Consider the following 24,086-nt stretch of genomic DNA (forward strand, 5'->3'; position numbering starts at 1 on the left):
TCTGCTGTTCGGGAGCAGCGCACAAGGGCGCGCTAGCTCGGGCACCATGAATTGAGTATTCCGAACATCGGCACTACGTCCAGTGTGTTCAAAACGCCGTTATTGTCCGTGTCTCTGGGGTCGGTGTAGCCTTTCTTGCCGTCGAAATTGCCGTCGATGGTCGCGATGTAAATGCCGGTCCCTGCGGCGTGCGGTTTGATCGTGGTCGGGTAGCCGGGTACGTTATAGAGGCCGCGGGTCACCTCGATTGTGGCCGGCGGTCCGGCGGAAACGGCATTCACCTGCATGTGCTCGTTGTCGATAGCGATTATTTGGCCCACGGCGAGCGAGCCGAGGCCGCTGACCGGGAGCGTGGTCTGTACCGTATCGATAGCTTGGGCCAGCGTTGCGCCGCTGTTTTGCCCACGGTCATTTGTGTGTAGCCAGACGGACGTGGCGTCGAGGGAAGTGACGCGGCCGTCGAGGTTGGCGTCGGGGCAGAGGATGGTGCGGACAAATCCGCCCTGCAACGACGCGCTGATGAGCGTGGAGGTGATATCGAGGATTTTCGAGCCGGTAAGAAGCAGGGAGCGCGAGACAAGGTCTTCATTCTTCACCTTGAACCAGACGGTGGCTATTCGCCCGGACCCTGTGGGGCCCAACGGATAGGGCTCTCCGGGGTTCCCAGTCGTGGAGCAGCTCGCGACGACGAGGCCGCTGCTGGGGGTAGGGCCGCTGCACCAGGCAGTGCGGCCGGTGCTCTGGATCCAGGTGAGGTCGAGGGTCAGCTGAAGGTATTCGAGCTGATTGGGATTGAAGGACAGGCGCACCTCGAAGCCGCCGAGGCCGTACGGATGGCTGGCGGGGATATTGCGAACCCAAATGTCTGTCTTCATTATGTGATCGCGAACGGGAGCGCCGGCGCTGTGGCTGTCGGCGACGCCGTTTACCCAGCGGGTAACGACAAGCGTATCCAGGGTACTGTTTTCCTTATAGGGGCAGCCGTCGTTGACCTTGCCGTCGCCGTCGTCATCGATGGCGTTAGTGCAGGCGGCGTATGTCTCGGGGGTGCCCACCTTAGGGCAGCCGTCGTTGACGCGGCTGTCACCGTCGTCGTCGATGGCGTTGTTGCATTGGCTGCCTGACTCAGGGCTGTCGGGGGGGCAGCCGTCGTTGACCTTGCCGTCGCCGTCGTCATCGATGGCGTTGGCGCAGGCGGCGCCGGTCTCCGCCTCAACGTCGTACTGGGGGCAGCCGTCATTGACCTTGGTGTCGCCGTCATCGTCGAGGCTGTTCTGACACTGGAGAATAGGCGGCGGCGGATTGCTGGAAAAGTAGATGTCGCGCTCGTATTCGATGTCGACGGTTGGGCAGCCGTCGTTGGCGTAGCCGTCGCCGTCGTCGTCCAGGTCCTGGAGGCTGGTCTGACCGAGGTCGGTGCAATAGGCGGTACCTTCCGGCGTGGCTACGGCGGGACAACCGTCGTTTATCTTGCCGTCGCCGTCATCGTCGACGTTGTACTTGCACTGGTCGCCCGTCTCGGGGTCGCCGACGGCGGGGCAGCCGTCATTGACCTTGAGGTCGTCGTCATCGTCCCAGTTGTTGTCGCATTGCGCGCCGGTCTCCGGAAGCGGAATGCCACCGGGGTCCATTGCGGGGCAGCCGTCGTTCACGTACTCGTCGAGGTCGTCGTCCACGGTGTCGCCCTGCGCGCACTGGCCGCCGGTCTCCGGGTTGGGGACGCCGTCGTCGATGGTGGGGCAGCCATCGTTTATCTTGCCGTCGCCGTCGTCGTCGATGGCGTTGTCGCACTGGTCGCCCGTTTCGGGATGGGGGATGCCGTCGTCGATGGTGGGGCAGCCCTCGTTCACGAGCGTGTCGCCATCGTCGTCCACCGCGTTGTCACAGTCGCTAAGGATGGAGTTGATGATCATGCGTTCCGGAACGGGCCCGTGGTCGCTGACCACCTCTATAGTCCAACCGGTGCGGAGCAGAGAGGCGTTGCTGACCTTCACCTTATTGTCGTAGTAGGAGCCGGTCATGCTGTTGAGGAGCACGGCGTCACTGTCGTACCAGGCGCCCTGGACGAAGTAAGTTACGGCGGGTTCGAGGCCAATATAAGTGGAATCGGCGTAAACGGGCGTCTCCATGCCCAGCAGAGCGATGACGACGGCGTAGGCAAGGAGCGGAAGCCTGTACCGGAATGGGACTCGTGCCATCACGCGTGCCCTCCTCTTGCGTATGATACTAAACCGAGCCTGCCCTTGGATTCCTAAAATGCCGTCTGCTTTCGAGATTCCTTCGTTGTTCCTTCGAGAATCAGCCTCGTTTTTGCCGTTGTGGAGGACGGATAGAGTATGCCAGTGAGAGAAGAACGATGCCGCCGGCGGCGAGCAGCCCTCCCGCGAGGGTGGGCCACCAGGCGGTCTCATACTGCGGCGGGCCCGTGCCCGCACGCGGCGAGCCATCGGCGTTCGTCTGGGCCGTCCCGCCGGATCTCGCGGCGCTGCCGCTGCCTCCCGTGCGGCCCGCTGCGCCGCTTCCCGAGGGGTCGGCGTCGCTTACGAGGCGGGCCATGGGTGTTTCGCCCGGCTGCGGGGTAAGCCAGGAAAGCGCATCAGGGTGACGCGTGGGGGTGGCCTGCTGGATTGGCGGCGGCGGTTGCGTTGGTATGGGCGTCGGTTCGTCGGCTCGGGGTGTGGACGTTGGCGTCGTTATGCTCCCCTCGACAGTTACCGAGCCACTCTGGGCCGTCACATAGAGCCCATTCCCGAATATGTCAGCTATTCCATATACCTCATTGGAGAGACCGAGCCCGAGCACCGACTGGCCGGGCGCCCTGGCCGCGAACTGCAAATTGGCCACGACTCCGCTCCCGCTAGCCCCGGGCGTACCCGCGCCCTGGTCGGAGCTGACACAGCCGAATCGCACCGCATCGAGCGCGGGGTCGCCGGACGATGGGCTATAGTGCAGTGGCCGAGGGCAGTAGAGTTCGCGCCCGGTGCTTCCCAGAAAAGGACCTGGGCCTACGCCCACAAACCTGACGATGTCGGGGTCGAAGCTGAGGGTGAACTCGAAGGCGCCGAGGTTGGAGACGTTTTCCAGCACAATGTCGACATTGAACGTGGGGCCGGCCATTTGCACCGTTTGGCTTGCCGGGGCTACCTTCATGACCGGCGACTGACCGTACGCAGGGCGGCTGCCAGGCGACAACGCTGCTGCCAGGCAGAACAGGCCGATGCCAGCGGTGCAAAGAAGCAGAGAGAGCGCGTTCCTTCTACTCATGTGCCTTGATGGCCTCCTTCGCTAGAGCATGTGACTTGCGCTCGGGCGGGGTCATGTCGACGTAGGTGAACATAAGTCTACTCCGGCAAAGGCGCGTCCGACAACCTCATTCTCGCCCGTCAAGCTCCTCTAATCTTCCTAATTTATTGGCGGGGGAGCCGCCCGATTTTCATCGGTTCAGCGCTCCCCCGCCAAATTGTCCAGGTTAAACCCGGATGTCCAGGTCTAGCCCGTACGCCGGGTCAAGGACCGACTAGGGTAGTCCCTGTGGCGGCGGTACAGGTTTGGCCTGGTCGTCCGGTATCGGCGCCTGGCAGGTGCTGTAGTTGCGGCCAAAGACGAACTGGAGGTCCTTGATGTCGATGTCAAAGTCGGTGTACTTGGGCTCCAGGTCGAACCACTGGTCGTAGAGCTGCAGACCAAAGAAGCTGCCGTACCGGAACGCTATTGCCTGATCGTCCAGGACGTCGACGTCGCAGTCGAGGTCGAGGTCGCCCTCGAGCATCCTGACGGTGATGAAGGCATCGCCGCAGGTCTGCGTGAGGCCGCCGGGCAGCGTGCCGGGGATCTCCTCGGCCAGCGTGTCGGTGACTTCACAGTTCTCGTCGATGATGTCGGCGATGACGCCGTTCATCTTCGTCGGGCGGAAGCCGTCGCGGTAGATCAGGTCGTTCGTGTCGGGTACCACAAGGATCGTCTCGATAAGGCCATCACCGTTAGGACCGAGCTGCATGCCGGGCTCAGCCGGGTCGTCCTTGGTGACGCAGCCGGTGAGTATCCAGTTCTCGGTCATGATGGTCATCGTGCAGTTGGCGATGCGTCCGCCGCTCTCCAGCCATGCGTTGTCAGGAGAAGCGATGACATCGACGATCTTGTGGGGGTACTTAATCTGCTCTTCCCAGGCACCCACGCCCTCGGGATCCTCGTCGGAGTCGTTCGGCGAGTCGATGTCAACAGCGTTGAAGACCCACTTCTCGATGAGCAGGCAGCCCTTGCCCTCCTCGGGGACGACACAGCCGCTCTTCATGATCCAGAGGTTGGCGGCGGTCTGCACGCCCTCAACGAGAACGTTGGCGTCCTTCTCCATGCGGACACCGGAGCTGACTTCAGCAGTGTCCTCGGAGTCGCTGTTGTCCGCCGGTGTCGACTCGACCAGCTCGTGCGAGACGACGGCGGTTGTGGTGTGCGTGCCGATTGTCGTGGCGTTGGCCGTGATGTTGCAGACCTTCTGCTCGTCCACGGCGAGCGCGCCGATGGCGCAGGTCACAACTCCGCCAGCCACTTCGCAGCCGCAGTCGTCGGAGACGTAGACCTTGGCCGGCGGCAGCGTTACCACCAGGTTGGCGGCAGTCACGTCGTTGGGTCCCTTGTTGGTGACGGTGGCCGTGTAGACGACATCGCTGCCGACTACGACCGGGTCCGGCGCGTCGGTTAGCGTGACCGACAGGTCTGTCGCCGGAGGCGGCGTCGGCGTCGGCGGAGGCGGTATCTTGTGGTCGATACCGACTTCACACGGCATCGGGACCAGGACCGACGGGTTGCAGGTGCCCATTTCCGAGGCGTCGGTGTAGCCGAGAACCGCCCAGGAGAGAGTCATCACGTCCGTGGCGGCCGTGCCCAGCGCCTGGAAGTTTATGACGGCAATCGTGCCCCAGTCCTCGTTATCGCCGAGACGGAAGGGCCCCGTGAGGCTCGAGCAGGACAGGAAGGCGCGGCCGTTGCCCGGTCCGGTGGCCGGGTTCTTGTCACCCATGGGGAAAGCGAGACCGCCGGACGAGCAGTCCCAGCCGTCGCCCAGGTCGCGTCCGGCGCCGTTGAACGTGGTTGCGCCTGCGTTGGCGTCGGGGTTGTCATCGAGGCCGACCCCACTGTCGGCCACCTCAGGCGCCAGGTTCAGCGTGTCGTCGTACAGCACGTCGAACGCTACGGTGCCGATCGGGAAGCCGATGTACAGCCCGTAGACACAAACGGCGACGCCATAGTTGTCGTTGTATCCGTGGCTGGCCTCCCAGTCGACAGGATCACACGGGCCGTTGCCGTTGGTGATGTCCATGTCGATTTCCATGTGGAGGTCGGTCAGGGTGTCGCCGTCGTAGTCCCAAATGTGGGCGTACGCGGTGTAGTCGAGACCGCCCTGCGAGATCCGGAAACCAACAAGCGCCACAGCCAGAATAGCGGTTCCGGCTATCGCTGCCAGAGTTAACAGTAACGAACGCTTCATCTAGTCGTTACCTCCTACCATAATAGGGAATGACTAGGCGGGGTCCGAACGTCCTTTAATTTCCCCTCGCATCCCCCCTTTCCGATTTCTGAAGCGCGAGCGCCTCAGCCAAGAATGCTTACTTCCCTAACCGGCGCTTCCCGAAGCTCGGGCTGCGCAAGATGACGCCGTCTTTGCGTGGGCATGGGTTTAGGCCCTCTGCCTGCTTCAAACTATATAAACGGCCTGCGCACGTGTGCATAACGCTTAACAGGTGACTGCTCTGTTATCACCTTTGGGTACCGCCCGACCGGTGTTCGCCGTACCGGGCGGTACCCTTGCTATTCAGTTGTTGTTCCAGCTACCTCCCGACCGCAGCGTTCTGTTCTACGGGAGCGAGCGGTGGAGGTCGGAAGTCAGCGGCAGGCAGGATGCCGGCGACTTCGTGGCGCTGGAGTTGAGTCCGACGAATGTGCCGTCGAGCGCGGTCAACACGCCGTCCTTGTTGACGTCGAATATGGCGTCGCTTACAGGGTCGGCGGGTATGAGGTTGTTGACGCGCTGGAGGACGGCTGTCCTGTCGAGGGGGCTGGCGACGCGGTCGCCGTTGACGTCGGCGATCTCGATCCAGTCCTCACAGCCTTGCGCGCAGCTCCACGGGGCGGTGCCGCTAACGCACTCGTCGCCGTCGCTGTTCGCTTGAGACGCAAAGGTGTTGTAGCCCTTTATCTCGACTGTGTCCTCGACCTCTGTCAAGTTGCCGTACGCGCTTGCCGCATTGTCCGCGTCCTTGTCACCGGAGCCGGGAGGCGGAGTGCTGACGCGCGGGCAGAGAATCCCGTCGCCATCAGGGTCGAGCTCGGTGTCGTCGTCGATGCCGTCGTACTCGGCGTCCCATATGCCACCGTCGTAGCCGTTGGGCGGGAGGTTCCAGTGGCAGGCGCGGAAGTAAGCCTGCTGAGCGGGGGAGAGCGTCGCCGGGCACTTGGAACTTGGGTCTGTGGGGATGCTGCCGAGCAGTAGTTCGGCGCCGTCCAGGCAGCGGTCCCCGTCGGTGTCGGCGTTGTACGGGTCGGTGGGGGCCGGGGCGCTTAGCGGCTCCGCTCCATCTAGAACACGGTCGTTGTCATCGTCCGTGTCGCAGGCGTCGCCCTGAATGTCGGCTACGGGGTTGCTGGAGACACCACCGGCGAGGAAGGGGCCGTTAGGCCTGCCGCGGCCCTCGTTGTTGGCCTGGTCAGGGTTGTAGACGAGGGGGCAGTTGTCGTCGCTGTCCGCGGCCTCGCCGGCCTCGTTCAGGTAGATGGAGCCGAGACCGACCTCGTCAACGTCTGTCTTGCCGTCGCCGTCCGTGTCGGTAGCCTTGCAGCCGGGGTCGGCGGGAGGAGTGTTGTCCTTCTTGCCGTCCAGGTCGTTATCGATGCCGTCGGCGCAGGTGCCCGCAATCCACGCCTCCGGCTTGCTTGCGGCATTGTAGGGGTTGGAGTCGAGGGCGCGCTCGTCAGCGTCGGAGGCGCCGTCGCCGTCGGAGTCGGTGGCGTCGCAGCCGGGGTCGGCGGCGTCGGTGCGGCCGTCGGTGTCGTTGTCGATACCGTCGGCGCAGTTGCCGGCAACCCGGGCCTCGGGGACGCTGTTGGCGGCGCCGCCCGCGGGCGCTGCGGCGTAGTCGTCTTCCGGCTTGTCGAGGAGGCCGTCACCGTCGGTGTCGGGGTTCAACGGGTTGGTGAAGTTGAACATCTCCTCGAAGTCGTTAGCCCCGTCGCCGTCGGAGTCGGCTGCGTACGGGTTGGAGCCCCACGCCATCTCGATGCCGTCGAGGAGGCCGTCGCAGTCCATGTCGGCGGCGGTGTCGTAGACGACGACGTTCGGGACGCCGCTGTAGGGCACAGGCGGGCAGCTAACGCCGTTGGGCGAGTCGTCCAGGTCAACGGGGCGGCCGGGCTGCGCGAACGCCGGATCGATCAAGCAGTCGTGGTCGTCGTCGGCGCCGGCAGGCATGTCGTCCATGCTCTCGCCGGGGAGCCACGTTCCGGTCTCGTCCCACGTGCCGGGCTCGATGTAACCGTTGCCGTTGTCGTCTGTTGCCCCGTTGCCGTCGATCCAGTAGCACTGGAGGTCGATTGTGCGCTCGCCGAAGCGGGTGTCGCCGCGGGAGTCGGGCGGGATCGCAAACGGCATGCGGTCATCGGGGTTGCTGCGGAAGGCGGTCCAGCGCGGGTAGAGACCCGTGTTGTCGTCGATGCCATCGGGAGACACGGGGCTGGCGCCGCACCAAACCTTGATCACGGCGCGCTGCGCGTTGTCGGCGGGCTTGGACTCGCCGAGAGGCGCGGCCGGAGCGTCGATGGCCTTGATAACGACAGACTGGAGGCCAGGCACGAGGCAGCCCACGTTCAACTGGGCGTGGACGTCGCTCTGGCCCCAGGGCTCATCGACCTGGAAGGTGATGCAGGCGTCGCCGGCGGCGCAGGAGGTCGTCGGCACAATGACGGGAGTGCTCCCCTCCCCCTGGTCAACCATAACGCCAGGCGACCACGCGACTTCGAGGGCGCCGGGCGCGACCTCGGCGACCAGCCACTCGTTCCCGAGCACGTTGCTGGGCTCGTGGTTCGCCTTCAGCTCGTCGATCATCACCGGTATCGGCGGCCCGAGAACGGTGGCGACGATCGGGTCGGGGTTCGCCTTGATCCAGATGACCTCTTTGTCCACCAGCGTGGCCGCGCCGTCGCCGGAGCAGATCACGCGCACGACAAAGGTTGCGGCGTTGTTCTCCGGGTAGGTCTCCACCGTTGGGGCTACCGGCCAGAGAACGTTCTTTATTACAACCAGGCCCTCGGCAGCTCCCGCGGCGCAGGAAATGCTGAGGTTCTCAGTCGCCGGCGCGCTGGGTCCCGACGGAACGGCAACCGCTTGGTCGAGCACGCTGGTGCCGCTGTCCACCCAGGTCGCGGTGATGTTGGGCGCCGTAACCTCAGCCTCCCAGTGCTCGATGAAGTTGCCGGCGAGGCCGTTGTTCGCCTTGACCTTTACGACGGTCACGGTCTTGGGAGCGACGACAGTGTTGTCGGTCCAGAGACCGACTATGGACGCGTCAGACCCCACGATGACGCCGCTGTTGTCGCCCGCGTTGGGAGGCGTGCCGTACATGGTGGTCAGCGACACGCTGTTCTGCGGGCTGTCGAGGCAGACGGCGGAGGACGTGCTCATGGCCGTTGCGCCCGCCACGTTAGTGGTGGTGGCGATGAAGCCGGCCCCGTTAGGCGATATGGGCACGTTGGTGTAGACGGTGTTCAGGGGGGTGGTAATGGGCAGCGGGTTGATGCCGCCCAGCCAGATCGTGTCCAGGTCGGCGCGGTGGCGCAGCAGCCAGGAGAAGGGCGGTATCAGCGCCTTCAGGTACTCCTCGCTCGTTCCCTCTACCTTCGTTGTCCGCTCGTACCAGGTGTACGGGATGAAGTTCGGCGGTTGGGAGGCGGCCGTCGCTAGGACGTCTGCGTCGGCAGGGCTGCTGGAGTTGCACAGGGCGTCGAGGTCGGCGGTAACGCTGCCCAGGACGAAGCCGTCTTCCAGCTCCTTGTCCACCTGAAGCTGGAACCCCGGCGGGGTGTATATCCACGGAAGGGTGAGGCGTTCGCCGCGGATAACTTCTGTGATGGTGTAGTTAGTCAGCGCGCCGGGAGCTACGCCCAGAGCGGTGCTGCTGAGGCCGCCCTTCTCGTTCGGCCCAAAGGGCTGAAGCGGGTCGGGCATGAGTGCTCGTGTAGGGCTGACGTCGCGGAGTATGCCCGCTAGCGCCAGCGTCATGGCTACGGCAACCGTTGCCGCTAACAGGAGTCTACTCTTCATCTGGTTTCCTCCTACCAGGGACTTGGAATGCACGCACGTGCAGGCCTGGTCTCTTGTTCCAGATACGGAGTCCTCAACGATAAGTCCCTCGCTCTCTCCCTCCTTTCTCAATCAAGTTGGGAGGGGGCTCCCCCCGCGAAAACATGTCCCTCAACTGTGCGTGGGCTGTGATCGGAGGGATGCAAAAAGCGCCCCCTAACCGAGACCATCCAAAGGGAAATCTCCCTCCTTGTCGGGACTGAAGGGCAATCCCTTGCGCGACTATTCAGTTAGGTCAGGCGGGGAATTAAATGAGTGAACCACCAGGTGAGGCCTGTTTTATCACTTCCCACCGGTTTTGTCAAGTACCTCTGAGCGAGAATGCCGGAAACAGAGATAGTAGTGACAAAGAAGCCGTCGACCGAATATGCGCGTATCTTTCGGGGGTCGGGCCGCTGCTTCGGTCGCTTGCGAGACGGGCGCTGAAAAAAACGGCGAGACTGAGGACGCCGCCCTGCAAGAAAAGAGTACCGCCCGGATTTTCCGGGCGGTACTCGCTATTCAGTTGTTGTTCCAGCTACCTCCAGACCGCAGCGTTCTACTCGAGCGAGCGGTGGAGGTCGGAAGTCAGCGGCAGGCAGGATGCCGGCGACTTCGTGGCGCTGGAGTTGAGTCCGACGAATGTGCCGTCGAGCGCGGTCAACACGCCGTCCTTGTTGACGTCGAATATGGCGTCGCTTACAGGGTCGGCGGGTACGAGGTTGTTGACGCGCTGGAGGACGGCTGTCCTGTCGAGGGGGCTGGCGACGCGGTCGCCGTTAATGTCGGCGATCTCGATCCAGTCCTCGCAGGCCTCACCGTCGCTGTCGGGAACGGCGCCGCCGGTGTAGTAGCCCTTGATCTCCACCGTGTCCTCGACCTCGGTGTTGCAGGTCGGCGGGCACGACGGACCGGCGTAGGCGCTGGCGCCGTTATCGGAGTCCTTGTCACCGGAGCCGGGAGGCGGAGTGCTGACGCGCGGGCAGTTGATCCCGTCGCCGTCGGGGTCCATCTCCACGTACTGGTTCCCGCTGTAGCCGGGCGAGAAGTCCGACCACGCGGAGCCGGGCAGGTTCAGGTGGCAAAGTCGGAACGTTGACTGAGCCGATTCAGACAGCGTAGCCGGGCACTTGGAGCCGCTGTTTGCCGGGTCTGTGCCGAGGATGGACTCGACACCGTCGACGCAGCGGTCACCGTCGGTGTCGGCGACGTACGGGTCGGTGCTCACTGTGGCTTCGGCAACGTCGACTATGGCGTCGTTGTCGTCGTCCTGGTCGCAAGCGTCCCCCTGGGTGTCGGCGGTGGGGTTGCTGGAGACACCACCGGCGAGGAAGGGGCCGTTAGGCCTGCCGCGGCCCTCGTTGTTGGCCTGGTCGGGGTTGAAGATGAGCGGGCAGTTATCGTCGCTGTCCGCGGCCTCGCCGGCCTCGTTCAGGTAGATGGAGCCGAGACCGACCTCGTCAACGTCTGTCTTGCCGTCGCCGTCCGTGTCGGTAGCCTTGCAGCCGGGGTCGGCGGGAGGAGCGGCGTCCTTCTTGCCGTCCAGGTCGTTATCGATGCCGTCGGCGCAGGTGCCCGCAATCCACGCCTCCGGCTTGCTTGCGGCATTGTAGGGGTTGGAATCGAGGGCGCGCTCGTCAGCGTCGGAGGCGCCATCGCTGTCGGAGTCGGTGGCGTCGCAGCCGGGGTCGGCGGCGTCGGTGCGGCCGTCGGTGTCGTTGTCGATACCGTCGGCGCAGTTGCCGGCAACCCGGGCCTCGGGGACGCTGTTGGCGGCGCCGCCTAGAGGCGCTGCGGCGTAGTCGTCTTCCGGCTTGTCGAGGAGGCCGTCACCGTCGGTGTCGGGGTTCAGCGGGTTGGAGAACTGGAACAACTCGAGGTAGTCGGAAGCGCCGTCGCCGTCGGAGTCGGCGAGGAGCGGGTTGGAGCCCCAGGCGACTTCGAGACCGTCCGGCAGGCCGTCGCAGTCCATGTCGGCTGCGGTATCGAATTGGATCTTCTGCGCGGACGGCGCGGTGGAGCCCTCATTCAGCTCGATGGCAGGGCAGAGGACTCCGTTCGGTGAGTCGTCCGCGTCGACCGGGCGGCCGGGCTGGGCGAAAGCGGGATCGGCCAGGCAGTCGCCGTCGTCGTCGATGCCCGCGGGCATGTCGGGATCTGCGCGGCTTTCAGCGGCGCTGATCCAGCCGTAGCCGGGCGCGTTGGGGTCAGTGTCGAGGTCGACAGCGCCGTCGTCGTCGAACCACGTGCAGCGCCAGGTGTACCAGCGCTCGACGTAGCGGACGTCGCTGCGGCTGGCTGTGTCGGCGGCGCTGCCAGGCTTGTACGACATGCGGGCGTCTGCAACGGACTCGTGGGTTATCCACGCCGGGAAGAGGCCGGTGTTGTCGTCCTTGCCGTCGGCGTCATTCGCGCTGTCCCAGCAGCGGACGGTGATGGTGTCCCACTGGACGTTGTTGCTGGGGTTGGAGTCGGCGTTGCCCACGGGGACCTCAACGGCCTTTATCGGGACAAGGTAAGTGCCCTCGGTGGCGGGACACGTAATATCGAGCTCAGCCGTGAGGGCGATCTGGGGGCCGTTGGGCTCGTTGAGACCGACCTTGAGCCCCGCGCAAGCGCTTCCGCCGCCGGCTATGCAGCTAACAGACGTCGGCGTGAGGGGAGCGTTGGTGTCGGGGTCTGAGCCGTAGACTGCCGCGACCGAGGTGTTGTCGAAGTTGACGGTGATGTCGTAGGTGCCGCCGCCGTCGAGGTCGGGCGCTTCGGCTACCAGGTAGACATCGCTGGAGGCGCCGTTGGTGTGGCTGTAGTTGCGCAGCAGCGCCGTCATCTTCACGGTCGCCGTGTCGTTCAGCAGGAGCTGGACCTGGTCAGCAACCGACCTGCCGTCGGTCGTGATGGGCGGGTTCAGGCTTGAGCTTCCGCCGTAGGATACGGGCGCCCCCTCAAGCGTGATGACCTGCTTGTCAACGCTGCTGGCGGTGGAGCTGCAGTTCACGCGGATGGCAAAGCCGGCGACGTTGCTCTCGAGGTCGCTGTCGAAGGTGCCGGCCTTGGGGTAGGCGACATCCTTGATGGCGACGATGTAGTCGCCAGTGGCCTGGCAGTCGATGTTCAGCGTGCCGGTGTACTCGATCGCCGTGGCGACGGCGAGGTTATCCTCTGAGAAGCTGATCTGGGCGGTGCCGCCGCCGGCGACGGCCGGATCGCTGTCGTCCACCCAGGCGGTGCCGTTCCAGTGCTTCTGGTCGACGCTGCCGCCCCAGGTGGCGGCCACGCCGGCTGGAGCCTCGACGTGCCAGACGTCCTTGAAGTCGCCTGCCTCGGGTCCGGTGTTGACCACGCGCTTGACCACGTTAACGGTGCTGTCGCCGGAAACGAGGTTGGGCGAGGCCCACCAGCCGCGCACCTGCTTGTCGGAGCACTCGTAGACGCCGGTGTCACAGGGGGCGGCGCCGTCGCCGCGCAGAGGCGGCGTACCGGTCATGCCGACAGGCGTGGTCCATGTGCCCATGGTGTGGGACTTGGCCTCGCCGCCGCCTTGCGAGCAGGTGTTCGTGGGCGGCTCGGGGCCGCCGCCGGTCCAGACCATGCTTGCGCCCGTGCCCGGGTGCCACGGGAGCTGCATCGTCAGGATCTCCAGCGGCAGTGGGTTGGGGAGCGGATACGCGGTGGTTTTCGCCAGCCAGATGTGCGTGATGTCGGTCGTGAAGCGGGCCGACATTGGGAAGATGGCTCCCCTGGCCACCAGGTACTCCTTGCCCGCCGCTATGATGTCTGTGCTCCCCTCGTCAAACGTGTAGGGGGTGCAGCAGCTGGTGCCGGGCGCCGCCACGGCATCCCACTCGGCAGGGCTGGCGGAGTTGCAGAACAGGTCGACGCCCGTGAGGAAGTCGCCGAGCGGGTCCCCGTCGTTGACGGCGATGTCGGGGCTTCCCAGCATCCCGTGGCTGTAGGTGGCGTAACTGTCCGTGCGCTTCCCGAAGGACACCGTCTCCGGGGTGAAGCTGTACGCGTCTGTCCACTGTCCGAGGGCGGTGGTGCTCGTTCCCTGGTCGCCCTCGAAGATGCCTACGGGCTGGACGGGGCGGGTAATGCTGCCGCCCGCCGAGGCGCTAAATGCCCATAGGGCTGCTAATAGAATCGCTGCAAGTACGACTAGATAGCTACGTCTCATTCCATTGTTCCTCCTTGTTTGAACCGTGGACGCTTGTACAAACAGAAAAGCCGACCGCGGGGCCGGCCTCCCTTCCTGATTGCTGAAGCATTCCAGTGCTTGACTCCGGCGGCCCCGCCATCCGCCGGACATCGCTGTTCCGCAATCGGCTCAACTGTTGTGTTCGAGATTATACAACTACTGTCAACTTTCGTCCAGCAGGCGCCGGGAGTCTTTTCCGCTGCCCGCGGGGAGCCCGGCAGCCGCAGATCCCGAACGAAAAACGGGCAGAGATTTTAACGTCTTTTCTGACATTACATAACAGGCGGCGCCGAACGAAGGGCTATAATTAAGCCGCGAAGTTGCGCCCGGAGAGAGGCGCGCTTCTCTTGAACGCAGCGCTTGCAGCGATTATGGTAAGTGACAGCGCCCTGCCGCCGGCTGGTAGACAGGCAGCGAGCCTCTCAACGATACCCCCGCCAGCGCGAAGAATGGAGACGGCGGCGGTTTCGGCCGACTAACATACTAGGGGTCTCGCTTCTTGAAAGCGTGGCACTGGTTACTTGTTGTCTTTCTCGCGCTGCTGGCGCCGGGGCTGCTGCTGCTCGCCCAGAAGGACAGGGCCTCGGCGCAGCAGGCGGTGATGCGCGTCGACCCGCCGTGGCAGGAAGTGACGCCGGGGAGCCAGTTCGTCGTGCGCATCATGGTCGACGACGTGTCGAACTTGGGGGCGTACGAATTCATCCTCCAGTATGATCCCGCAATCGTAAGCTATAACATCGTCGCCAACGGGCCCTTCCTCGGAAGCACGGGACGGAGCGTCTTCTGCCCCTCGCCCATCCTCGACGCGAACACCGTGCGCTTCGGCTGCGTCAGCAGCGACTCGGGGACGCCGGGACCCGACGGTTCGGGGCTGCTGGCGGAAGTCCTTCTCACCGCCGTCAACGAGGGCGCAAGCCCGCTCGACCTCATATTGGTCAGTCTGGCCGACCCATGGGCGGTGGATATTCCAGCCTACCCGCAGAACGGCTCCGTGAGCGTCGTCGCCGGCACGCCGGGGCCGACGCTAACCCCCACGCTCAGCCCGACGCCCACCCTATCGCCCACGCCCACCCTGTCCCCGACGCCAACGCTCTCGCCCACGCCGGCGCCCCCGGTCACGTGCAACGCCGGCCCCGGCGATACGGTCGTCTGTCTCTACCCCACGGGACAGGTCGTGGAGAACGGACAGAACTTCAGCGTGAACGTGGTTGTGGAGAACGTGACTAACCTCGGCGCCTATCAGTTAGCGCTCCAGTTCGACCCCCTGATCGTAAGCTATGTGACCGCCGCCAACGGGCCGTTCCTCGGCAGCACGGGACGCATCGTCGACTGCGACCCGCCGAGCCTTGCCAGCAACTACGTCCGGCTCATCTGCCGCACCCTGGGCGCCGAGCCCGATGGCCCGTCCGGGACCGGCATACTGTCGACCGTCTCCCTTCGCGGTATCAGGGAGGGGATCGGCATGATGAACCTTGCCGACATGGTGCTGGCGGACATCGCCGCCCACCCTATTCCCGCTGAGACGATGGGCGCGTCGGTAGTTGTGGTCCCGGCGCCCACGCCCACGCCGACCGCCACCGTGACACCGGGACCCAGCCCGACGCCGTCGATAACGCCTACGCCCAGCAACACGCCGCCCCCCACGGCTACACCGACGGTGGGGCCGACGCGCACGCCGACGCCGACGCCCGGGCCGGTGACCGTCAAGATCGATCCGGCTTCCCAGAGGGCGACGGTGGGGAACCCGTTCTCGGTGGACGTGGTGGTGGAGAACGTGGTCAATCTGGGCGCCTATGAGTTCCGGCTCGGCTTCGACCCCGCGATCGTGAGCTACATGAGCCTGGTCAACGGCCCCTTCCTCGGCAGTAGCGGCCGCGTCGTGGACTGCTCTCCGCCTATCGTCGAGACCGACTCCGCTGCCATCGTCTGCCGCACGCTGGGCGCGGAACCGGACGGCCCGAGCGGGACGGGCGTGCTGGCGACGGCAACTTTCCTGCCGGTCGCCACCGGCACAGCCTTCCTGGATATCAGAAACACAATCCTTGCCAGTCCGCGGGCGACGGTAATACCGGCGAACGAGCAGGACGGGTCGGTCGCTGTCGATCCGGCGCCTACGCCTACGCCCACGCTCACCTATACCCCCGGCCCTTCGCCCACGCCGACGTCGACACCCTCGCCCACGGTCACGCGGACGCCTACCAGCACCCCCACCATCGGGCCGACGCCGACACGAACGCCAACGCCGGGCCCCGTCATCGTGAGGGTTGAGCCAGTGTGGCAGAGAGTGCCGGTGGGGACGCAGTTCACCGTCGATCTTGTGGTGGAGAACGTCATCAATCTGGGCGCGTATGAGTTCACGGTCGCATTCGACCCCAGCATTCTTCAATACGTTAGCGTGTCCAACGGGCCGTTCCTGGGGAGCAGCGGACGAAACGTCAACTGCCTGCCGCCGGAAAGCGACGGGGCAACGGTGAGGATGGTGTGCGTGACGTTGGGAGCGGAGCCGAACGGACCCAGCGGCACCGGCGTTCTGGCCACGATCAGGTTCCTTCCCATAGCCTTGGGAACGGGAATGATCGATTTGAGGGAGGTGATCCTCACCGATCCCATGGCGAACGAGATCCCCGCCGGCCTTCAGGACGGTTCTGTGACCACCGAGCCGGCACACACTCCCACACCGACCTCGCCTCCGACGAGCACTTATACGCCGGGGCCGAGCCCGACGCCGACCGTCACAGCGACGCCCGGCGGCCCCACGCTTACGCCCACCCCAACGCCGACGCGCATCCCCGGACAGGCGCTGGTGAAGATCGACCCGGCGTCGCAGCAAGCGGCGCCCGGCGAGTACTTCGACGTGAACGTGCGCGTGGAGAACGTCAACAACCTGGGCGCGTACGAGTTCACGCTCCAGTTTGATCCGCAGGTGATCAGCTACGTAACGGTAGCGAACGGAACATTCCTCGGCAGCAGCGGGAGATCGGTGTTCTGTCCTCCGCCCATCATCGACGTCGGCACCGTCCGCTTCGGCTGCGTCAGCTCCGACGGCTCGACCCCCGGCCCGAGCGGTTCGGGGCAGCTTGCCCAGATCGTCTTTCAGGCGGCGACGGAAGGGACGAGCCCGCTCAATTTCGTGATGGTGGCGCTGGCCGATCCCTGGGGCAACGATATTGGAGCCGGCGCAAGCGGAGGTTCGGTGACGGTGTCTTCCGGCTCGGTGCTGGCTGAGCCCGCCTTCCACATAGGGGTGCTGATGGCCGGAATCGGGCTTGCCGGCAGCGTCGGCCTGCTGATGCGCCGATCGGCTTCGGCGCCTCGCGGAAACCCGCTTTCCGCCGTTCGTCTGCCTGCCGCGGCGGAAAGCGCATTGAGAGCTGTAATGACCTTCGTGAGGTCGTTGTGGAAGAGAAGCTGAGGAAAGCGGGGAGAGCGCTTGTCGCGCGCTACATCGCCGCTGCAGAGACGGCGCGGTGGTGGCGCCTTTCATCGGGGAACAACACGAGACGGGAGAGGCGCCTGCGGCGGCTTCTCAGGAGAAACCTCAGGCGGCTGGTCAGTCTCTACTTCGCGCTGATTCGTGAGGGGTACGACGCCGCGCCGGCACTGAGGCGCAGGCTTTGGGGAGGGCTGGGGGGCGGCGGGACACTTGGAAAGAGCAGACTTTTCCCGGTCATCGTCCTGTCGTCGTGTGCGGCAATCATTGCGTTCTGGTCCGTGTCATCGTTCGTGCGCGGTTCGACCGCCACTGCGGCCGATCCGGTTGTCCTCTTCAAGAACCCATCTTCGGCTGACCTCTGGCTCTGCAATGAAGGGTCCGGCGATGGCCCCGGTCAGGGTGAAGTGGTGTTCACCGAGGAGGTGACGAACGTCGATAGCGGTCTCGGCTCCTTCGAATTCATGATCTTCTTCAGCAGGAACGTGGTCCGGGTCAGCGTTGAGGAGGGTCCCTTTTTAAGCAGCACAGGCCGGGAGACTCAGTGTCACAAGATCGATTTCGAGAACGCGGTGCGTTTCGGCTGCACGTCCACGGGCAGCGAACCCGGCCCAACGGGATCGGGGGTGCTCGCCTACATTACCGTCAGCCCGAACCCCGATCTGCGTTTGAGGCCCACTGCCAGGAACGGCGTGGTGCTTCGCCTGCTGAACGATTCCTGGCAAGCGGAGCTCTCGGACGTGACGGGGGAACCCATCCCCATAGACAGCGTGCAGAGCGCCACCGTCCTCGTTCGGGCGCTTGAAGGCGACTTCAACTACGATTGCCGGGTGAACGTGTTCGACGAACAGGCCGTCTCCGTCCGGTACGGCTCCTTCTTCGGTCTGCAACTCTACGATACCTTCTACGACGTGGAGCCGGCGATACCTGACTTCGATATCGACATCAAGGACCTTCAGTTCGTGTACGGTAGGGACGGAAACCAGTGCGAAGAAAGGGAAGAGACTCCTACGCCGACGCCGACGTCCACGGGTACTCCCCTGACATCGACGCCGACTGCTACAGGCACGCCTCCGACATCGACGCCGACGTCCACGGGTACTCCCCCGACATCGACGCCGACGGCCACCGGCACGCCTCCGACATCGACGCCGACGTCCACGGGTACTCCCCCGACATCGACGCCGACGGCCACCGGCACGCCCCCGACCGCAACACCAACGTCTGCCACGCCATCCGCGACGCCGACCTCCGTTGATCACACCCGGACGCCTGCTCCCACCGCCGGAACGTCTACGGCCACGCCGACCGCCACACAGAGCGCCGCCCCGGCGACGGTCACGCCTGCGCCTGCCGTCACTACTGCGCCGGAGACACCGGCCCCTGAAAGGACCACCGCTCCCACCGGACGCCAGCCCGGTGAGGCCGACGAATTGCCGGGTGCCGGCGTGGGGGCCGGTTCCGCCGGGCAGGCCTATCTTGGCTTGCTGGCCGGAGCGTTTCTCGTTGTCAGCGGCTGGGCGCTCATCGCAGCGGGCCTGCGGCGGGGGCAGACGCGCGGGGAAGAATAGATGATATGTCTACCGTCGCCGGAGCGTTATCATCTTGAGGTTGCCCGCGTTTCCCAATATCATCTTAACTACCTGTCAAACGACCGCAGGAAGAGGTGACCAGCATGAAGAATAGGCGCTATGGCGGCAGCCTGATGAAAGCGGCGGCACTGGGGTTCGTGCTCATGCTCGGTGCCCTCGGCACGGTCTCTGCCCAAGATGTCAAGCCGCGGGTGCTCGTGGAGGCGCCCGGGGAAGAGATAGAGATCAAAGAGGGGGGACCAAACTTCCAGGTGAACATCCTGGTGGAAAACGTCGAGAATCTGGCCGCCTTTCAGTTCAGCCTCTCCTACGACCCTTCGATTCTCAAGTACGTAGAAGTGAAGGAAGGGACCTTTCTCGGGAGCGGCGGGCGAGAGCCGAAGTGCCTCGATCCTCGCGTTGAGCCCGGCGATCCGGAAGTGCTCAGGTTCAATTGCGTGACAATGGGCTCGCCCGTTTCCCTGGGCGGCCCTGCAGGGCCCAGCGGCTCTGGTGTGCTGGCGACGGTGACCTTCTCGCCGGTCGGAGGAGGGACAGCCGCGCTTGAGCTTCTTGAGGGACGCCTTGTCGCAGCGGAAATCGACGAAGAAGAAATGCCCGTTGAGTTGGAAACGACGATTGCAAACGCCACTGTGGAAGTGATCCCACTCCCGACTCCCACGCCGGCGGAGGGAGGATCGTCCGGGCTGGGGGGCATCTCGTGGTTCGTTCTGGGGCCGATCATAGGGATCGGCGTTGTCCTTGTTGCGGGCGCCGCGGCCTTCACGCTGGCGCGGAGAAGAGAGCCGTAGGGCAGCCCGCTATTTCGTGAGCCATCATGCCGAGGAGAAAGCGCGTCTCTGTGCCTTCTCCTCCTGACATTCGACGCCGCTTCCGCAGCGGGACGCCTCTTCGATTGCGCTTCGCCGCCCAAGGGAACGGGAAGCTCGATCCGGCCAGCAGGCCTCTTTCGCCTTCCCCAAGGTTAACTTTTCTCCGACATGTGCGTTGTATCATGTGAAATCATGGCGGTAGACGGACCGGCTGGCGGCCGATATTATGTGGGTATTAGAAAGAGCTTCCAACTGGATGGGAGTTGACGGTTGGAGTTCATTTCCACCGCCGCATCTTCATCGGCCGAAGTCCAGCAGGAGACTATCGAAAGGGCCAAGAAGGGCGACCAGCAGGCCCTCGGGGAAATCTATGACTGGTATCTGCCGCGGGTCTATCGGTATGTGCTGGCGCGGGTGGGGAGCGTAGTCGAGGCGGAAGACCTTACGGAAGACATATTCCTGCGGATGCTAGGGGCCATGAAGGAGTACCGGCTGCAGAATATACCCTTTTCGGCGTGGCTGTTTCGCATTGCGCACAACCACCTTGTCAGCCATTTCCGGAAGAGCGCCGTGCGCGGCTTTCCGGTCATGGTCGACGACAGCTTCGCCGACACGCGACCCGGCCCGGCGGCGGCGGTGGAGCAGCGGCTCACGATGGAGGACGTGGTGCGGGCGGCCCGGAAGCTGCCGGAGGCGCAACGAGAGATAATCGCGCTGCGGTTTGCCGTCGGACTTTCCATCGCGGAGACGGCGCAGGTGCTGGGAAAGCGCGAGGGCAACGTGAAATCGCTCCAGCACAAGGCGGTAACAAAGCTGCAGCAGATGCTGATAGGCAAGCGAGAGCACCTGAGGGCAGAGGCGTAGCTTGGGCAAGTTCGAAGACCATCTGAACGAGTGCTTGACGGCGCTGCTGAACGGGGAGCGCACGGTCGAGGAGTGTCTTGCGCTCTACCCGGAGGAGGCGCGGCGCCTGGAGCCACTGCTTAGGACGGGCCTTTCCTTGAAGGGGGCGCTGCAGGTCGAGCCACGCGCGGCATTCGCCGAAGCGGCAAGAGGGCGGCTCCTGGAGATGAGCGGTCAAAGCCTCAGCGACGCCTTGAACGCCGGCCCCCGGCCCTCGTTCGCAAGGGCGGCGCGGCAGCGCTTCCTCGCGGCGGCGCAAAAGATGTTCGAGGCGCGGCAGCGCTGGCGGTTCCCTCTGCCCGCACCGTCGTTGCGCGCGCTGAGCGTCACCGTGTCCGCAGTTGTCATCGTCTTCTTCAGCCTCGGGACGTTCCTTGTCGCCACCTCCGGCGACGCGCTGCCGGGCGACTGGCGCTACCCGGTCAAGAGAGCGTCCGAGAACGTGCGAATGACCTTCACCTTCGATGGCGACGCCCGCCGCGACCTACGGCTTAGCCTGGCTTCCGAACGACTTTCGGAGATAGAGGAACTCGCGAAGAGGGGCCGCAGCATTGACGCGGGCCTCCTGAAAGACCTGCGAGGACAGACGGCATCCGCTCTCGGCAGTCTGAATGCCTCCCAGATCCAGCCGGAGAAGGCGAAGGAAATCGTCGAGCTGGCGAAGAAACAAAAAGAAGTGCTGGCCAGCGTTCAGCCACTGGTGGCGCCGGAAGACCAGGAGTTGCTGAAGGCGGCAGAGGAGACCTCCGATGCGGCCTACGTGAAAGCGGCGCAAGCGATGGCGCTCGCCCTATTCGAGGAGAAGAGCGGCGCGGCGGCCAAAGAGGTGCAAGAAAAGAAGGAGGAGTCTCCTGTCGAGTCGAAGTTGAAGGAGGCGCAGGAAGGCACGGACATGCCTATCGCGCCTGTGCCGGCGGAGGGCGGGAGCACGGCCGAGGCGCCGTCAGAGACGCTTTCGCCGGAGCCGCCGGAGGCCGCTGCATCGCCGCCGCTGGCCGTGATCGAGCACGGCGTGGACGAGGGCGGCGTCACGTGGACGTGGGACCGCGTGGTCATAGGGAGGTTCTCTGTTAAGGTGCCCGGCGAGGGAAGCGGCTGGCACTTCGTCGGTTTCGATTTCTCCGGCGACAACACCGCTCCCGCTCCCAACATGCTCCGGCTCGCGAACGCGGACAACACGGCGGTCGTCGTCATCAACCCTCGCAGCGGCGACACCTTCTGGTACCAGTACAAGGACGGCCTGTTCGACGAATTCATCGTGCGGGTAGCGGTCAGCGGCGATGTATGGCAGGCGAGTCCCGAGGCGCTCTCTGCCTTCCACGCCACGAACGGCCTCATCGTAATGGAAATCGTCAACTCGATAGAGATCGAGCCTCCGCCCACGGCGACGCCCGCGCCGGCCGCCACTTCGACGCCGGAAGGGACGGCCACGGTCGCCGCCGAGGGCTCGACCACAGCGAGCCCACGTCCCTCGCCATAAGAGCCGCTCCGGCTCGGGCCCCGGCCTTCCGCCAACGCCTCTTCTCCCCCCCCCGATGCCGATCGAGAATTCCGCAGAAACTGTTCGCGTAACCGCTTAGCGAGGGGTTGACAAAAGGTGTATAATCCCGTCGCTTAGACGACAGGGCTTAGCCCGAAAATTTCGTCCACCTCGTTGGAACGGGGTGTGGTTCCCCCAGGGGGCAGCGGAGCAGGCAACATGGTGGCGGGGGTTGTCTGCGGGGATGCCCGACTGCTTCTGTCTGAGTCGGAATGAAGCCGGCCAATCAGAGGTTTGGTCGGCTTTTGCTTTTTCTCATCTGTGACCCGCTTTCGAATCGGACGAGTGAATCTTCACTGTCGGCTCGGCGGGCGGCGGAGTAGAAGGTAGGGCTCGATCAGCGTATAAGACCAGACACGGGAAAAGGCCCCGGTGGCGGCATCCACCGAGGCCAGAGCTAAGGAATGCGGGCGCACACCCTAGCCTTTTCTATTCTATTTGTCGGCCGAGTAGGGAGTCAAACGTAATCGGTTGTCGACCGGAAAGGAGGTGACGGCGAGATAACTGCGGCGGGGAGGGAGACCCTGCCGAAAGAATCACCAGGACGGACCTACCGGAGGAAGCGAAAGGAGAACAAGGAAGGATGAAGAATCTGGCTCTCGTGATCGCGCTGGCCGTCCTCATCGGGGCGCTTGCCTCAGCGGGTGCCGGTGACGTGGCAGCGCACCAAGGATTCGAGAACTGCGCTTTCGGCAACGTTGCGGACGATGACGGTGATACGCTTGTCAACGATGGATGTCCGGTAGTCGGGACTCAGGGAGAAGACTTGAACCAGTGCGCCGCATGGAACACGTGGGACGATGACGGCGATACGGTTGCTAACGATGGCTGCTTTGGTGGCCCACCGGCAGCGGGCGCGAAAGGCCAGCCGGAGGTGACCAATGCCTGCGCCAATGCCACGGACGATGACAATATGGACGGCATGATCAACGACGGTTGTCCCGCTTTCGCTGCCCCAGAAGTCGCATGCCAGGACAACCAAGACAACGATGGCGACGGGCGAATTAATGACGGCTGTCCCGCCGTGGGCAACATGAGCGAAGGCTGCGCAGGCGTGATCGGGCCGCCATTCCCGGTGTTGGACATAAACCAGTGCGACGAGCCTCCGGGAGCTGCCGTGGACGACGACGGCGACGGAGCAGGCCCGTGGCCTGACACGCAACTGAATGACGGATGTCCTTCGCCGGTCGGCGGCGTGCAAGCGCTCCCGGATGCTCCCACCGACGCCGGTTCGGGCAACACAACGTTCTACGCCGCGGTTTCAGCGGCCGGGCTGCTGGCCCTGGTGGCCGTGACGGGGAGCGGCTGGTATGCAAGGAGGCGCTCGCTGAGATAGACGGTTAGAGTCACCAACATGGGTCGCCAAAGGAGAGTCAAGAGGCGGCCGTCGAGACGTCAGTTTTCGAGACGCCGCGGGGGAGTGATCGCGATTGCCGCCGCCGCCATCGCGGTCGCGGCGATTGCGGTCGGCGCGTTGCTGTTGCGGTCGGACTCCGCTGAACAATCCGCCTTGTCCGCCGCCATCGTCGACCAGCTCAGCCTGACGGCTCCCAACCCATCGTTCGCTGAGGAGGCCGGCGAGCTGCTGACGAACGCGGGCTACGAGGTCGACTACGTCCCCGGCGATGAGACGACGGTAGAGTTCTACCGCTACCTCCCGGCTAGGAAATACGACATCGTGCTCTTCCGCAATCACGCAGCGCGCCGCCCTGATGTTTTGGCCGCGCGCCTGCCCGATGAGGCGGCGCTGTTTACGTCTGAGGCGTACGACAGGAACCGGTACATCGAGGACCAGGACTCGCTTCGCCTGGTCAAGGTCAGCTATCCCGGCGCTGAGGAGGTGTTCTTCGGGATCAGGTCCGACTTCATCGTCTCCCGGATGGAGGGCGACTTCGGCGGCGCACTGATCGTCCTGATGGGGTGCGACGGGCTCACCACCGATCGCACGGCGGCGGCGTTCGTGGCGAAGGGGGCGGGAGCGGTCATCGGCTGGGACGGCCTGGTCACCGCCGACCACACGGACAAGGCGACGGCGAGCCTGTTGCGCCATCTGCTGATTGAAGGGCTGACGGCCGAAGAGGCGGTGGAAGCGGCGGCGAGCGAGGTCGGGCCTGACCCCGCGTACGGCAGCACAGTAAAGGTTGTATCAGTCGCCGCGCATTCTGGCGGGACCCCAAATTAGGAGGCGATGATGAGAATAGTCCAGATTGTCTGCGCAGCCCTCATCGCGGCAGGGATGATGGGATCGTCCGGCATGCAGGCTTTCGCTGTCACGCCGACTCC

12 protein-coding genes are annotated in these 24,086 nt (G+C 64.6%); 7 read left to right on the top strand and 5 right to left on the bottom strand.

What is annotated here, in order from left to right; genetic code table 11:
• Positions 1-32 precede the first annotated feature (32 nt).
• From QME71_07700 to QME71_07720, 5 genes are all read right to left on the bottom strand, one after another.
• Entirely contained in the window at positions 33-2,198 is a 2,166-nt protein-coding gene (locus QME71_07700) for a hypothetical protein (protein MDI6858177.1), read from the bottom strand.
• Positions 2,199-2,298: 100 nt separating this feature from the next.
• Positions 2,299-3,264 carry a cohesin domain-containing protein gene (locus tag QME71_07705; GenBank protein MDI6858178.1) on the bottom strand — a complete coding sequence of 322 codons (966 nt, stop codon included), beginning with the start codon at positions 3,262-3,264 and terminating at the stop codon, positions 2,299-2,301.
• Between the two features lie 253 nt (positions 3,265-3,517).
• Positions 3,518-5,485 carry a DUF11 domain-containing protein gene (locus QME71_07710; GenBank protein MDI6858179.1) on the bottom strand — a complete coding sequence of 656 codons (1,968 nt, stop codon included), beginning with the start codon at positions 5,483-5,485 and terminating at the stop codon, positions 3,518-3,520.
• A 366-nt stretch (positions 5,486-5,851) separates the two neighbouring features.
• The gene (locus QME71_07715; GenBank protein ID MDI6858180.1) at positions 5,852-9,310 is read right to left on the bottom strand and encodes a dockerin type I domain-containing protein; all 3,459 of its coding nucleotides are present in this window, start codon (positions 9,308-9,310) and stop codon (positions 5,852-5,854) included.
• Between the two features lie 577 nt (positions 9,311-9,887).
• Entirely contained in the window at positions 9,888-13,505 is a 3,618-nt protein-coding gene (locus QME71_07720) for a hypothetical protein (GenBank protein ID MDI6858181.1), read from the bottom strand.
• A 520-nt stretch (positions 13,506-14,025) separates the two neighbouring features.
• On the opposite strand from QME71_07720, the gene QME71_07725 reads away from it, so the two are divergent.
• The 7 genes from QME71_07725 to QME71_07755 all read left to right on the top strand — a co-directional run bounded on the left by QME71_07725 (position 14,026) and on the right by QME71_07755 (position 23,985).
• Positions 14,026-16,938, top strand: a complete 2,913-nt coding sequence (locus QME71_07725; GenBank protein ID MDI6858182.1) for a cohesin domain-containing protein — start codon at positions 14,026-14,028, stop codon at positions 16,936-16,938.
• Positions 16,923-18,527: a hypothetical protein gene (locus QME71_07730; protein MDI6858183.1), complete on the top strand. Its 1,605-nt coding sequence runs from the start codon at positions 16,923-16,925 to the stop codon at positions 18,525-18,527. The genes QME71_07725 and QME71_07730 overlap by 16 nt, the downstream gene beginning before the upstream one ends.
• A gap of 104 nt (positions 18,528-18,631) precedes the next feature.
• Complete coding sequence (locus QME71_07735; GenBank protein ID MDI6858184.1) at positions 18,632-19,339, top strand: cohesin domain-containing protein; 708 nt, start codon at positions 18,632-18,634, stop codon at positions 19,337-19,339.
• A gap of 291 nt (positions 19,340-19,630) precedes the next feature.
• Positions 19,631-20,224 carry a sigma-70 family RNA polymerase sigma factor gene (locus QME71_07740; protein ID MDI6858185.1) on the top strand — a complete coding sequence of 198 codons (594 nt, stop codon included), beginning with the start codon at positions 19,631-19,633 and terminating at the stop codon, positions 20,222-20,224.
• A gap of 1 nt (position 20,225) precedes the next feature.
• Positions 20,226-21,743, top strand: a complete 1,518-nt coding sequence (locus QME71_07745; GenBank protein MDI6858186.1) for a DUF5667 domain-containing protein — start codon at positions 20,226-20,228, stop codon at positions 21,741-21,743.
• A gap of 643 nt (positions 21,744-22,386) precedes the next feature.
• The gene (locus QME71_07750; protein ID MDI6858187.1) at positions 22,387-23,139 is read left to right on the top strand and encodes a hypothetical protein; all 753 of its coding nucleotides are present in this window, start codon (positions 22,387-22,389) and stop codon (positions 23,137-23,139) included.
• Positions 23,140-23,223: 84 nt separating this feature from the next.
• Positions 23,224-23,985 carry a hypothetical protein gene (locus tag QME71_07755; protein ID MDI6858188.1) on the top strand — a complete coding sequence of 254 codons (762 nt, stop codon included), beginning with the start codon at positions 23,224-23,226 and terminating at the stop codon, positions 23,983-23,985.
• The last annotated feature ends 101 nt before the right edge of the window (positions 23,986-24,086 follow it).

It is taken from the genome of Dehalococcoidia bacterium (assembly GCA_030018455.1).
Lineage (GTDB): Bacteria > Chloroflexota > Dehalococcoidia > DSTF01 > JALHUB01 > JASEFU01.

Excerpts from the sequence above, each read along its gene's own strand:
- QME71_07700 (MDI6858177.1), bottom strand. The coding sequence starts at position 2,198 with ATGGCACGAGTCCCATTCCGGTACAGGCTTCCGCTCCTTGCCTACGCC.
- QME71_07705 (MDI6858178.1), bottom strand. The coding sequence starts at position 3,264 with ATGAGTAGAAGGAACGCGCTCTCTCTGCTTCTTTGCACCGCTGGCATC.
- QME71_07710 (MDI6858179.1), bottom strand. The coding sequence starts at position 5,485 with ATGAAGCGTTCGTTACTGTTAACTCTGGCAGCGATAGCCGGAACCGCT.
- QME71_07715 (MDI6858180.1), bottom strand. The coding sequence starts at position 9,310 with ATGAAGAGTAGACTCCTGTTAGCGGCAACGGTTGCCGTAGCCATGACG.
- QME71_07720 (MDI6858181.1), bottom strand. The coding sequence starts at position 13,505 with ATGAGACGTAGCTATCTAGTCGTACTTGCAGCGATTCTATTAGCAGCC.
- QME71_07735 (MDI6858184.1), top strand. The coding sequence starts at position 18,632 with ATGAAGAATAGGCGCTATGGCGGCAGCCTGATGAAAGCGGCGGCACTG.
- QME71_07750 (MDI6858187.1), top strand. The coding sequence starts at position 22,387 with ATGAAGAATCTGGCTCTCGTGATCGCGCTGGCCGTCCTCATCGGGGCG.